At 71.4% G+C, this 13367-nt stretch carries 11 protein-coding genes; 3 read left to right on the forward strand and 8 right to left on the reverse strand.

Annotated elements, in window-relative coordinates; genetic code table 11:
- Positions 1–5: 5 nt before the first annotated feature.
- Both OG510_RS28165 and OG510_RS28170 read right to left on the reverse strand, forming a co-directional pair.
- On the reverse strand, positions 6–677 hold the full coding sequence (locus OG510_RS28165) for a response regulator (protein WP_406140513.1): 672 nt from the start codon (positions 675–677) through the stop codon (positions 6–8).
- Positions 674–2680: an ATP-binding protein gene (locus OG510_RS28170; RefSeq protein WP_406140514.1), complete on the reverse strand. Its 2007-nt coding sequence runs from the start codon at positions 2678–2680 to the stop codon at positions 674–676. The genes OG510_RS28165 and OG510_RS28170 overlap by 4 nt, the downstream gene beginning before the upstream one ends.
- A 213-nt stretch (positions 2681–2893) precedes the next feature.
- On the opposite strand from OG510_RS28170, the gene OG510_RS28175 reads away from it, so the two are divergent.
- Positions 2894–4297 carry a GntP family permease gene (locus OG510_RS28175; protein WP_406140516.1) on the forward strand — a complete coding sequence of 468 codons (1404 nt, stop codon included), beginning with the start codon at positions 2894–2896 and terminating at the stop codon, positions 4295–4297.
- Positions 4298–4486: 189 nt separating this feature from the next.
- Here OG510_RS28175 and glnA read toward each other — a convergent pair whose 3' ends face one another.
- On the reverse strand, positions 4487–5896 hold the full coding sequence (gene glnA / locus OG510_RS28180) for a type I glutamate--ammonia ligase (RefSeq protein ID WP_164265708.1): 1410 nt from the start codon (positions 5894–5896) through the stop codon (positions 4487–4489).
- 208 nt (positions 5897–6104) lie between these two features.
- Here glnA and OG510_RS28185 point away from each other — a divergent pair, with 208 nt between their 5' ends.
- Positions 6105–6572, forward strand: a complete 468-nt coding sequence (locus tag OG510_RS28185; RefSeq protein WP_164265707.1) for an RDD family protein — start codon at positions 6105–6107, stop codon at positions 6570–6572.
- Positions 6573–6673: 101 nt separating this feature from the next.
- Here the strand turns inward: OG510_RS28185 and OG510_RS28190 are convergent, their stop codons facing one another.
- The 4 genes from OG510_RS28190 to lipB form a co-directional block, all read right to left on the reverse strand.
- A complete protein-coding gene (locus OG510_RS28190) occupies positions 6674–7369 on the reverse strand; it encodes a DUF4191 domain-containing protein (protein ID WP_164265706.1) in 696 nt (231 codons plus the stop codon).
- A 19-nt stretch (positions 7370–7388) separates the two neighbouring features.
- Positions 7389–7595, reverse strand: a complete 207-nt coding sequence (locus OG510_RS28195; protein WP_164265705.1) for a hypothetical protein — start codon at positions 7593–7595, stop codon at positions 7389–7391.
- A 440-nt stretch (positions 7596–8035) separates the two neighbouring features.
- Positions 8036–8989, reverse strand: a complete 954-nt coding sequence (gene lipA, locus OG510_RS28200) for a lipoyl synthase (protein ID WP_406140518.1) — start codon at positions 8987–8989, stop codon at positions 8036–8038.
- Between the two features lie 191 nt (positions 8990–9180).
- Entirely contained in the window at positions 9181–9978 is a 798-nt protein-coding gene (gene lipB / locus OG510_RS28205; protein ID WP_406140519.1) for a lipoyl(octanoyl) transferase LipB, read from the reverse strand.
- 220 nt (positions 9979–10198) lie between these two features.
- Here lipB and OG510_RS28210 point away from each other — a divergent pair, with 220 nt between their 5' ends.
- The gene (locus tag OG510_RS28210; protein ID WP_406140521.1) at positions 10199–11707 is read left to right on the forward strand and encodes a regulator; all 1509 of its coding nucleotides are present in this window, start codon (positions 10199–10201) and stop codon (positions 11705–11707) included.
- A gap of 211 nt (positions 11708–11918) precedes the next feature.
- Here OG510_RS28210 and OG510_RS28215 read toward each other — a convergent pair whose 3' ends face one another.
- Entirely contained in the window at positions 11919–13346 is a 1428-nt protein-coding gene (locus OG510_RS28215) for an FAD-dependent oxidoreductase (RefSeq protein ID WP_406140522.1), read from the reverse strand.
- Positions 13347–13367: the final 21 nt, after the last annotated feature.

The following is a 13367-nucleotide window of genomic DNA, read 5'->3' on the forward strand; positions in this document are numbered from 1 at the left end:
CACGCTCACGGGATCCGGTACTCCTGCTCCGGGCGGCCGGTCGCTCCGTAGCGCAGCTTCATCTTCAGCAGGCCACTGGTGACCAGCCCCGCGAGGTAACGCTGGGCGGTGGCGCGCGAGACGCCGATGAGGGAACCGACCTCTCCGGCCGACAGCGGGGACGCCGAACTCCGTACGGCCGACAGCACCGCTTCGCCCGTCACCGTACGCGCCGCGGGCGGGCGGCCCGCGCGGTTCCCCGGCGGGGTCCGCAGCGCCGCGTACGCGCTCTCGACCACGCTCTGGTCGACGATCTCCGCGTCGGTCAGCTGGCGGAAGCGGGCGTAGCCGCGCAGCTTCCCGGCCAGCAGCTCCGGTGTGAACGGCTTGACCAGATACGCGAGTGCCCCCGCCGACACCGCGCGCCGCACCATCGTGCCTTCGGCCGCCGCGCTCAGGACGAAGGCATCGCACTCCAGACAGCGCAGCAGATCGATCCCGGAGCCGTCGGGCAGGTAGAGGTCGATCAGGGCCAGGTCCACGGGGGCCCCGGCGGCGGCCCGCAGCGCGTCCCCCGCGGAGTTCGCCGTGGCGACGGTCCGGAAGCCGGGCACCCCGTCCACCAGCGACGCGTGGATCCCGGCGACCCGGAAGTCGTCGTCGACGACCAGGACGGAAAACGGCTCACGCTCGGTCATCGGCCTGCCTCATCGGTGGTACGGGGATCGGTTACTCGGTTTGCTGCGGGGCCGCTCCCGCCGGCCCTTCTCTCCGCGGGCCCGCTCTCGACGGCCCCGTGCTCCGCGGTCCCGTTCTCGACGGCCCCGCTCTCCATGACTCCGGGCAGCCGGGCCACGAACACGGCTCCGCCTGAGACCCGTTCGCGCTCGGCCGCTTCCTGCCCGGGGACGGAGACTGACACGGGGACGTGGACGGGGACCGGCACGGATACGGGCGGGGACGCGGGCCCCGGCGGCTGCTGCTGCGCCGGCGGCCCTCCGCGCTCGGCGAGATGGACGTCGCCGCCCCTGGCCCGCGCGATCTGCCGCGCCAGTGCCAGGCCGATACCCCGGCCGCCGACGGCCGACGTGTGGTCCTTGGTCGACATGCCCTCGCGGAACACCTCGTCCGCCGGTCCGCGCGGAACGCCGTCGCCGGTGTCGGCGACAGTGATCAGAAGCGTGGCGCCCTCGGCCATCAGCTCGACCTCGACCAAGGCGGGGGAGCGCGCCCCGTGCCGGGCGGCGTCGATCGCGTTGTCGACGAGATTGCCGAACACGGTGGTCACATCGACCGGCGCCGTCACCGTCCCGTCGGCCCAGGTCGCCCCGCCGATCACCAGCGTCACCCCGCTCTCCCGCGCCTGGGCGGCCTTCGCGGAAAGGAAGGCCCGTACGTAGGAGTCGCGGACCGCGTCGATACCGGGCAGCGCCTCGCCCAGCGGGCCCGTACCGAGCAGCGTGCCGATGTACTCGGTCGTCTCCGCGAGGTGACCGCCGTGGACCAGCGCGGAGACCACATGCAGCCGGTTGGCGAACTCGTGGCGCTGGGCGCGCAGCGCCGAACTCATCGCCTGGACCGCGTCGAGCTGGCGGGTCAGCGACTCGACATCGGTGCGGTCCTGCACGGTGAGCAGCGTGCCGAGATCCTGCCCGTCGCGGGCGACCGGCCGGGCCGAAAGCACCAGGACGCGCTCGCCGACCGCCGCCATCACCGGGCCGCCGACGGGCGTACGGATCGCCTCCAGCACCCGCGGCGTCAGCCCCAGCGAGCCGACGGACCGGCCGGGCCCGGCATCGGTCGCGAGCAGGCGGCGCGCCTCGTCGTTGATGACGGTGACCGTGCCGCCGTTGTCGACGGCCAGCACCCCTTCGCCGATGCCGTGCAGGACGGCTTCCTGCTCCTGCACCAGACCGGCCAGTTCCTCCGGTTCGAGGCCCAGCGTCAGCCGCTTCCAGCGGCGGGCCAGCAGCGCCGACGCGCCCACGCCGAGCAGCAGGGCGGCGACCAGCCAGCCGAGCCCGCCCAGCAGGACGCGGATCAGCTGCGCCCGTACGTCGGAGACGGCCACACCCGCGTTGGCCTCGCCGACGACCCGGTGCGAGCCCGGCGCGTACACCGGGACCTTCGCGACCACCTCGTCGCCGAGATGCGCGTGGTCCCGCGCCAGCACCTCGTGCCCGGCGAGCGCGCGGCTGGGGTCGGTGCTCACCATGCGGCCCAGCTGGGAGTGTTCCGGGTGCGCCAGTCTGATGCCCCGGTCGTCGGTGACCACCACGAACAGCGAACCCGTCCTGGTGCGGGCCGCCTCCGCCGCCGTCTGGACCGGCCCGGCGGCGAGCGTGCCGCGCGGGGTGTCCGCGGCCCCGCCGCCGGTCCCGGTGTTGGCCGCCGAGTACTGGGCCGCGCCGCGCCGTACGGCGGGCTGGGCGGCGACCGTACGGGCCACGGCGAGCGCGCGCAGCTGGTACTCGTGCACGAGCCGGTGCTCGTTGGAGTACGCGAAGGCGCCGAAGGCCGTGGCCAGGGTCACCGCGACGACCGCGCACTGCAACAGCAGCACCTGGGTCCGCAGCCGCAGCCGCAGCCGCAGCCGCAGCCGCAGCCGCAGCCGCAGCCGCAGCCCGGTCCGGGACCGCGGTCGCAGTCGGGACCATGGCCGCATCCGGAGCCCGCGCCGCGGCCTTTCGAGGAATCTCACCCCGTCGACGGTAACCGGCACCGTCCCCGTGCACAGAATGCACAGAACGCGCGGATCAGGGGTTATGCGGGTTGCGCGCAGAACCTGGAGAGCAGTGGCAGGTGCCCGATAGCTTCCGCCCGGGACACAACGAGCCGCACCAGGAGTTCTCTTGCTGAAGATACCGCGCCCCGGACCACAGGCCCGTACGCCTCGCACCCATGGGGGCCGGCTGTGACGGGGCACACGTGGACGCTGCTGATCATCCTGGCAGCGGCCATCGCTGTGCTGATCCTGCTGATCAACTCCCGGCTGCGGTTCCACCCCTTCGTCGCGCTGATGACGGTGTCGATCGGTGTCGCGCTGGCCGCGGGCCAGCCCGTCGAGAAGATCGCGGAGTCACTGGAGTCGGGTGCGGGCGGCATCCTCGGCAACGTCGGCGTGACTCTGGCCTTCGGCGCGATGCTCGGCAGGCTGCTCTCGGGGTCGGGCGCCACGGACAAGATCGCGCGCCTGATCGTCGAACGGTCCGGGGAACGCTCCCTGCCCTGGTACATGGCGGGCGCCGCGTTCATCATCGGCATCCCGATGTTCTTCGAGATCGGGTTGATCGTGCTGCTCCCGCTGATCTTCAGCGTGGCCCGGCGCCTCCAGGACACCCACCACGTCAAGGGCTCGCCGTACGTCTTCCTCGCCACCCCCGCGATTGCCGCGCTGTCGACGCTGCACGGAATGGTGGCCCCGCACCCCGGACCGCTGGTCGCGGTGGAGGGCCTGCACGCCAATCTGGGCATCACGATCGTGGTGGGCCTGATCTGCGCGGTCCCGACGATCATCATCGCCGGGCCGGTGTACGGCCGGTGGATCGCGCCGCGTCTCGACGTACACCCCGACCCGGAGCTGGTCGCGAAGTTCACCGGTCCCGCGACGCCCGACGGCACCCCTGCCGACAACTCCACCCCCACCGGAAACAAGGTCCGTACCGGATGGGCGCTGACCGCGGTGCTCGTCCCGGTGGTGCTGATGCTGCTGCGCACCCTCGCGGAGCTGGTGTACGACGAGTCGAGCCCGGTACGCCATGTGCTGACCTTCACCGGTGAGCCGGTGATCGCCATGCTCGCTGGCTTCCTCTTCGCGCTGTTCGCACTCGGCTACCGCAGCGACATGACCCCCGACGCGATCCGGACATCGCTGACCGACAGCCTCAAGGCGGTGGCCGGCATCCTGCTGATCATCGCGGGCGGCGGTGCGTTCAACCAGGTCCTCGAGGACTCGGGCATCGGCAAAGCCGTCGAGTCGGCCGCCTCCGGAATGCATATCAATGTGCTGATCCTGGGCTGGCTGCTGGCCCTGCTCCTGTCGTTCTCGACGGGCTCGGCCACCGTGGGAATCGTCGCCGCGACGGGCATCCTGGCTCCCCTGGCCCAGTCCGGCAGCAGCCTGCACACCGCACTGCTGGTGGTCGCGATCGGAGCGGGCTCGATCGGCCTCAACTACGTGAACCACGCGGGATTCTGGCTGGTGAAGGAGTCCTTCGGGATGTCGCTCGGCCAGGCGACGAAATCCCATACGGCGATCCAGACGATCGTGAGCGTGTGCGGTCTGCTGATGGCACTGCTGCTGTCGATCGCGGCCTGAACGGGACGTGCGCACGAACGGGATGTGAGGCATGAGCGGGACCGTGGCGTGGGCACGCCACGGTCCCGCTCTCACTCCCGCAACGGTCAGCTACCCGGACGTGGTGGGCGCTGCCGGTACCCCTGAAAACACCTGCGGCCCGGGAGGAACACTGAGCAGTGTTCCTCCCGGGCCACAGGGCCACACGCTTTAGAGGTCGAAGTACAGCTCGAACTCGTGCGGGTGCGGGCGCAGCTGGATCGGGGCGATTTCCTGGGTGCGCTTGTAGTCGATCCACGTCTCGATCAGGTCGGACGTGAAGACGCCGCCGGCCTGGAGGTACTCGTTGTCGGCCTCCAGGGCGTCGAGTACGGCCGGGAGCGAGGTCGGGACCTGGGCGACGCCCGCGTGCTCCTCGGGAGCCAGCTCGTAGAGGTCCTTGTCGATCGGCTCGGCCGGCTCGATCTTGTTCTTGACGCCGTCGAGGCCGGCCATCAGCAGCGCGGAGAAGGCCAGGTACGGGTTGGACGACGGGTCGGGGGCGCGGAACTCGACGCGCTTGGCCTTGGGGTTCGAGCCGGTGATCGGGATACGCATCGCGGCCGAGCGGTTGCGCTGCGAGTAGACCAGGTTGACCGGAGCTTCGAAGCCGGGGACCAGGCGGTGGTAGGAGTTCACCGTCGGGTTGGTGAAGGCCAGCAGCGACGGGGCGTGCTTGAGGATGCCGCCGATGTAGTAGCGGGCCATGTCGGACAGGCCCGCGTAGCCCTGCTCGTCGTAGAAGAGCGGGGAGCCGCCGGTCCACAGGGACTGGTGGACGTGCATGCCCGAGCCGTTGTCGCCGAAGATCGGCTTCGGCATGAAGGTCGCGGTCTTGTCGTTGCGCCAGGCGACGTTCTTCACGATGTACTTGAAGAGCATCAGGTCGTCGGCCGCGGCGAGCAGCGTGTTGAACTTGTAGTTGATCTCCGCCTGGCCCGCGGTGCCGACCTCGTGGTGCTGGCGCTCGACCTGGAGGCCGTTCTTGTCCAGTTCCAGGGAGATCTCGGCACGCAGGTCGGCGAAGTGGTCGACCGGCGGGGTCGGGAAGTAGCCGCCCTTGTAGCGCACCTTGTAGCCGCGGTTGTTCTCGACCGCGCCGGTGTTCCAGGCGCCGGCCTCGGAGTCGATGTGGTAGAAGCTCTCGTTCGCCGAGGTCTGGAAGCGGACGCTGTCGAAGACGTAGAACTCGGCCTCGGGGCCGAAGTACGCGGTGTCGGCGATCCCGGTCGACGTGAGGTACGCCTCGGCCTTCTTCGCCACGTTCCGCGGGTCACGGCTGTACTGCTCGCCGGTGATCGGGTCGTGGATGAAGAAGTTGATGTTGACGGTCTTGTCGCGGCGGAAGGGGTCGACCCGTGCGGTCGAGAGGTCCGCGCGGAGCGCCATGTCGGACTCGTGGATGGCCTGGAAGCCGCGGATCGACGAGCCGTCGAACGCGAGCTCCTCGTCCGGGTCGAAGACCGCCGCCGGGATGGTGAAGTGCTGCATCACACCGGGCAGGTCACAGAACCGGACATCGATGAACTTGACGTCTTCGTCGGTGATGAACTTCTTCACATCGTCGGCGTTCTGGAACATCCAACTCCTCCTACTCCCGACCCGGGAGGGGCGGGGTTGCGGCTCGTTGTGGGGCCGGTGCGGTGCCACACGCTGGTCCCGACCTTAGGGACAGCGGATTTCTCAAGCATGACCCATTTGTTTCGCTGAAGTTAACCGGACCTGGGGCGACATTGCCGCACAGACCCCGACCGTACGGACCGGGAGGGGGCCGCAGTACCGTGGACGGGTGGACAACAGGCAAGCAGTCGGATCGTGGCTCTCCGGGCCTGGCGAGGCCGCGAAAGAGATGGGCGCCGACTTCGGCTACCGGGGCAAGCGGCTCGGGCTGCCGGAGGAAGGGCCGGGCGCGATCGCGCCGCTGGGCCGCCGGTTCGCGGCCGTTTTCATCGACTGGGCACTCTGCATGCTTATCGCATACGGGCTCATTTCGCGCGGCGGCCAGCAGTCGGCCGGCAACTGGGCCCTGCTCGTCTTCTTCGTGCTGAGCCTGCTCACCGTCTCCACGGTCGGATTCACCCCGGGCAAGCGTCTGCTCCGGCTGAGGGTCGTCGCCGAGGGCGGCGGGCGCCTCGGTACGGGCCGTGTCTTCGTACGCAGTCTGCTGCTCTGCGTCGCCGTCCCCGCGCTCATCTGGGACCGGGACGGCCGCGGCCTCCACGACCGGCTGGCCCGCGCCGTCCAGGTACGGATCTGACCCACCGGACGGTCAGCTGTCCGAACGGACGCGGACACCCGCCAGAACGACGAGGCGGCCCGGACCTGGTGGTCCGGGCCGCCTTCAGCATGTGGCGGGGGTCAGCGCATCTTTCCGCCGCGCGGGGCGCGGGCGCTCTTCGGCATGGGGCCCTTCGGCAGCGGCATGTTCGACATCAGGTCGCCCATCGCGCGCAGCCGGTCGTTGGCAGCGGTCACCTGGGCGCCGGTCAGGACGCGCGGCAGCTTCAGGAGCGTGGTGCGCACCTTCTTCAGCGGCACCTGGCCCTCGCCGTCGCCCACGATGATGTCGTGCACCGGCACGTCCACCACGACGCGCGCCATCTTCTTCTTCTCGGCGGCCAGCAGGGACTTCACCCGGTTCGGGTTGCCCTCCGCCACCAGGACCACGCCGGCCTTGCCGACCGCGCGGTGTACGACGTCCTGGCTGCGGTTCATCGCGATGGCCGGAGTCGTGGTCCAGCCGCGGCCCACGTTCTCCAGCACCGCCGCCGCGGCGCCGGGCTTTCCTTCCATCTGCCCGAAGGCCGCTCGCTCGGCGCGGCGTCCGAAGACGATCGCCATCGCGAGGAAGGCCAGCAGGAAACCCAGGATGCCCAGGTAGATGGGGTGACCGATCAAGAAGCCGACGCCGAGAATGACGCCGAAGACGACGATTCCCAGACCACCGACGACAAGACCGACCTTGGGATCGGCCTTGCGGGTCATCTTGTAGGTCAGAGCGATCTGCTTGAGTCGCCCCTGATTCTCAGAGTCTGCGTTTGCCTTCCTCGCCATGGCCAGAAGTTTACGCGGACTAAGAAGTGCGGGCCGCCACGGCCTCCAGTACATGCTCCGCGTCGACCCGGTCCTTGGCCCGGCGGCGGTCCTCCAGGACCGACGTCCAGGCGTTGCGGCGGGCGATGCGCTGGCCGTTGCTCAGCAGCAGGGACTCGACCGCGCGGAGTGCTCCGGTGACGGTCGGGATGGCGGTGGCGCGTACGGACTGGGTCGCGGCCTGCATGGTGGGGCCCCTCGGGACGACAGCGGATACACGGCGGTTACAGCGGATGCAGCGGTTACAGCGGTACGGCGAGTGGTGCGCGGGTGATACGCCGGTGGTGAGTCACGGGTACGTGGTGGTGCGGCGTGCGGGGGACCGGCGTGGAGTGAGAAACGGTTCTTCCCGGGTCGGTGCGCAGACCTCGCAACCGCTGCTCAGGACCTGGCACCGTGCCGCTCCCCGCATCGCTCCCCGGCCCGCTGGGCGGCCCGATGGCGCGGTGCGTAATTCCAGAGTCACTGATTGTTGTTACCAAGGCATGTCGAGGCGGTCAAACGCCCATGAAGGCCGGGTGCACCCCGCGGAACGGCCGACGCGGCCCGTACACGCCCCCGACCTGCGGGGATGGTACGAGCCGCGTCCTAAGGCGACTACCGCACAGTAGTTGCTTGTGCGCGGATTCACACGGCGGCGGCGCCGCGCCGGTCCATCGCCTGGCGGAACAGACGGCCCGCCCGGTACGAGGACCTGACCAGCGGACCCGACATCACACCGGAGTAGCCGATCTCCTCGGCCTCCTTCTGGAGCTCCACGAACTCGGCCGGCTTCACCCACCGCTCGACCGGGTGGTGGCGCGGGGAGGGGCGCAGATACTGCGTGATGGTGATCAGCTCGCAGCCCGCGTCGTACAGGTCCTGGAGCGCCTGGGTGATCTCCTCGCGCTCCTCGCCCATGCCCAGGATGAGGTTCGACTTGGTGACCAGACCGGCCTCGCGGGCCTTGGTGATGACCTCGAGCGAGCGCTCGTAACGGAAGCCGGGGCGGATCCGCTTGAAGATGCGCGGCACCGTCTCCACGTTGTGCGCGAGGACCTCGGGGCGGGACGAGAAGACCTCGGCCAGCTGCTCGGGGACCGCGTTGAAGTCGGGGATAAGCAGCTCGACCTTGGTACGGCCGTCGGCCCGCTCGGCCGTCATCGCGTGGATCTGCCGCACGGTCTCCGCGTACAGCCAGGCGCCGCCGTCCTCCAGGTCGTCGCGGGCCACACCGGTGATCGTCGCGTAGTTCAGGTCCATCGTGACGACGGACTCACCCACCCGGCGCGGCTCGTCGAGGTCGAGGGCGGCCGGCTTGCCGGTGTCGATCTGGCAGAAGTCGCAGCGCCGTGTGCACTGGTCGCCGCCGATGAGGAAGGTGGCCTCGCGGTCCTCCCAGCATTCGTAGATGTTGGGACAGCCCGCCTCCTGGCAGACCGTGTGCAGCCCCTCGGACTTCACCAGAGCCTGCATCTTCGTGTACTCGGGGCCCATCTTCGCGCGAGTCTTGATCCACTCGGGCTTGCGCTCGATGGGGGTCTGGCTGTTCCTGACCTCCAGACGCAACATCTTGCGCCCGTCGGGTGCGACAGCTGACACGTCCGGCTCCCTACAACTTCGATTCTTCGGCGAACACCAGGGTACGCCCGTCATATGTATGGCTTGTCTCTGGCCAACCCATGGCCGCTGAGGCACATTCCCCCGAACGGCCGGACCTGCGCTCTCTTCCGGACGGGGACGGACCGTCCGGACGGAGCCCGCCGGGGCGGCCTGGGCCGCCGCCGGCCGCGCTACGCGGTGGCACCCTCGACCGTACGCGGCGCCAGGGCCGCGTTCTCCAGCACGTCCCGCAGATGCTTCTCCACGACGGGCAGCACCTCGGCGATGGTGACCTCGCGGCCCAGTTCGTACGAGAGCGACGTCACCCCCGCGTCCCGGATACCGCACGGCACGATCCGGTCGAACCAGGTGGTGTCCGGATTGCAGTTCAGCGCGAAGCCGTGCATGGTCACGCCCTTCGCGACCCGGATGCCCATGGCGGCGATCTTCCGGTCCTCGCGGCGCTGTCCGGCGTTGGACGGGGCGTACTCGGGGCCGTTCATCCGCGGATCGAACTCGTCGTCCTGCAACCGCGGGTCCAGATCGAGCGAGAGGCCGCCGATCGACGGCCGCTGCTCCACCGGGTCGCCCAGGACCCAGACGCCCGCGCGGCCCTCGACCCGGCTGGTCTCGACGCCGAACTCCGCACAGACCCGGATGAGCGCCTCCTCCAGACGGCGCAAATGCGCGATCACGTCCACCGGGCGCGGCAGCTTCTGGATCGGGTAGCCGATCAGCTGGCCGTAACCGTGCCAGGTGATCTTGCCGCCGCGGTCCACGTCCACCACCGGCGTCCCGTCGAGAGGGCGCTCGCTGGGGTCCGTGCGCCGACCCGCCGTGTAGACGGGCGGATGCTCCAGGAGCAGCACGGTGTCCGGCGCCTCGTCGGCGAACCGGGCCGCATGCACCTCACGCTGCTTCTGCCAGGCTTCCCGGTACTCGACGGCTTCCTCGCCGAACCCCAGGCGGACAAACCGCAGCTCACTCACGGCAGCTCCTCATCGCATACGGACAGCGCGCCCCGGAGGGCGCCACCCAGCAACTGTACGACCGCCTCGAACGGCACCTCTGCGCGGGCAGAAACGACACCTCCTCACACGATCGGATGAATCCGGGGCGAAGGTCGCGGAACGAGCGGTGGAGCCCGCTAAATTCGCGCCGTTCCATGAGGGCTGCTCCCGGCCCGGAAGGCAGGAGACCGCACAGCTGATGACGGAACGAACCCCGCAGCGCACGTCCAACCGCCAGCTCGCCGCGCTCATCGGAGAGGCAGGATTCTCCAACGCGGGGCTGGCCAGAAGAGTCGACCAGCTCGGCCTCGAGCACGGACTCGACCTGCGGTACGACAAGACGTCGGTGACCCGCTGGCTCCGTGGCCAGCAGCCGCGCGGCACCACACCCGCGCTGATCGCCGAGGTCTTCACCCGACGGCTGGGGCGCAGACTCTCCGCGCAGGATCTGGGGCTCGACGCCTGCGCACCGGTCTATGCGGGGCTGGAATTCGCCGGTACGCCCGAGGAAGCCGTCGACATCGTCAGCGGCCTCTGGCGCAAGGACTCGGGCAGCCACGCGGAACTGCGCAAGATCGCCTTCACCCCCGCGGGACTCGTCGTACCCAGCAGGGACTGGCTGATCGGCCGCCCGGACGACTGGGGCGCGCCCGGTTCGGCCGGTGGAGTGACGGCCGGTGGCGTGCGCGCGGGCGGAGTGCGGCCAGGGCAGGGCGCCCGTACCGAACCGCAGCGCTCCGGCGCCCGGGTGCCCGCCCAGGCCCGCCCCGCGGTGCCGCGCCAGCGGCAGACCGACCGCAGCGGCCAGCGGGTCGGCGCCGGGGACATCGCGGCCCTGCGGTCGGTGGGCGAGCTGTTCCGCACCCTCGACCACGCGTACGGCGGGGGCCACGCCCGGCAGGCCCTGGTGCGCTATCTGGAGCACGAGGCGGAGCCCATGCTCCGCGGGGCGTACGGGGAGTCCACCGGCCGGCGGCTCTTCGCGGCCGCCGCCGACCTGACCCGGCTCGCCGGCTGGACCTCCTACGACATCGCGGCCCACGGGCTCGCCCAGCGCTACTTCGTCCAGGCCCTGCGGCTCTCGCAGGCCGCCGGGGACCGGGCGTACGGCTCGTACGTACTCGTCACCATGAGCCGCCAGGCCGTCTACCTCGGACACGGCCGGGAGGCGGTCCAGCTGGCGCGCGTCGCCCAGCAGGGCATCGGGACCTCGGCGCCGCCGGTCGTCCAGGCGCTGCTGCACGCCGTCGAGGCGCGCGGACACGGGGTGCTCGGTGAGGTGCGGGCCTGCACGGCCTCGCTGGCGCGGGCCGAGCGGGCCATGGAGGCGGTGCGCCCGGGCGACGAAGTGCCGTACTGGGCACGGTTCTTCGACGAGGCGCAGCTGGCGGACGAATTCGGCCACTGCCACCGTGACCTCCAGCAGTACCGGGCCGCCGCGCAGTACGCGGAGCGCTCGCTCCAGCTGCGCGCCCCCGCCTTCGCGCGCTCGCGGCTCTTCTGCCGGGTGGTGCTGGCCACCGCCCGGCTGGGCCTCGGCGAGCTGGACCAGGCGTGCGCGCTGGGGGCCGAGGCGGCGCAGCAGGCGGGGGAGATGCGGTCGGTGCGGGCCGTGGAGTACGTCCGCGAGTTCGAGCGGAGGCTGGAGCCCTACCGGGACGCGGCGGCGGTCCGCGGGTACCGGGACCGCGTCGCGGCGATGGGCTGAGGCCGGGCGGTCGCCCTGCGGCACGGCGTGGTGGCTGTCCTGCCGCGTCACACCGGCCGGGGGCGGGCCGCCGCTCACCCTGCCGTCGTGCCGTGCCGTGCCGTGCCGTGCCGTGCCGTGTCGTGTCGCGCCGGGCCAGGTCAGCCCAGCCCAGCCCAGCCCAGCCCAGGTCAGGCCAGCCCAGCCCAGATCAGCCCAGCCCAGACCGGTGTCACGCGGCGAGTGGGGATCCGTCCACCGCGATGTCCGGCTTGATGCCGAAGTCCCGCATGACCGCCTGCGCGGCGCGGCGGCCGGAGACGAGTGCGCCCTGGGCGGTGCTGGTGTCGCGGTGGTCGCCGCACACGTACAGGCCGGCGAGCAGCCGTACCGGGCGGCGTACGTCGTGCGGCGGCGGCATCGCGGGGACCGCGTCGGGGGAGTGGTGGACGGCGAGGAGCTCCCAGTCGTCGGCCGGTGTGCCGTGGAGTGCGGACAGCTGGGCGCGGGCGGCCCGTTCCAGCCGGGGCCCCGGAATGCCGAGCACCGTGGACGAGATCAGCGCGCGGCCCGCGGGGGCCCGTGAGGGGTCGACCTCGCTCATCACCGCGCTGTACGCGACGGGGCCGGAACGGTCGGCGTCCAGGACCAGGGCCGCGCCGGTCGGCGGCGCTGCCGGGGCGGCGTGGTGAAGGACCGTCACCTGGTGGAAGTCCGGGACCCGGAGTCCGGGCAGCAGCCGGGCCGCGGACCTGGCGTCGGTCGCCACGATGAGCGCACGGCAGCGCAGCACGCCCAGCTCGGCCGTGGTGACCGAGGTGATGGAGGCTGCGGTGACGGTCACTCCGGTGGACACGGTGCCCGGCGGCAGCGTCGCGGCCAGCCGCTCGGGCAGGACGGACGCGCCGCCCGCCGGTACGCACAGCCGTCCTCGCGCGAACCCCCGCAGGGCGAGATCCGCGCAGCGGCTCGACGTGGTCAGCCCCGGGTCGCTCAGCAGCGCGGCCAGCAGCGGCCTGACGAAGCCGGTGACGGTCCGCTGCGGGAGGCCGTACGAGCGGAGCGCGGCCGACGCGGTCTGTTCGGGGCGGGCCAGCAGCCGGTCCACGGGGGTGGCCGCGAGACGGGCCAGCGCGGCGCGCAGCCTGGCCCGGTCGAGTGCGCCGGTCACGAATGCGCCGCCGGTGAGCGGTCCGTTGGCGAATGAGCCGCCGGTGAGGCCGGTGCCTCCGAGGCCGCCGCTCAAGGCGCCCCCCAAGCCGCCGCTCAAGGCGCCTCCGAGGCCCCCGCTCAAGGGGGCGCGTGAGGCGCTTCGCAGGGCGCGCGCGGCGTTGAGTGCGCCCCGTGTGCCCCCGGCCTCGCCCGTCCGGTGCAGTCGGCCCCCGCTGTGCACGAGGACGCCCGGCGAGAACAGCCTGAGGTCCGTCTCGCCCAGGCACGGGGCGCGGAGCAGTTCCGGGTACGAGGTGTTGAGCAGCCCTCCCGTGCGGTCCAGGCGGAAACCGCCGGTCAGCTCGGTGGACATACGGCCGCCCGGCGAAGGGGCGGCCTCCAGGACGCTGACGGACACGCCGGCGCTGGTCAGCCGGTGAGCGGCTGACAGCCCGGCCGGCCCGGCTCCGACGATGATCACGTCGGCGTGGTGTGCGGTACTGAGCACGTGCCCCTCCCCGGGGTCGGC

Source organism: Streptomyces sp. NBC_01089 (assembly GCF_045162975.1).
GTDB lineage: Bacteria > Actinomycetota > Actinomycetes > Streptomycetales > Streptomycetaceae > Streptomyces.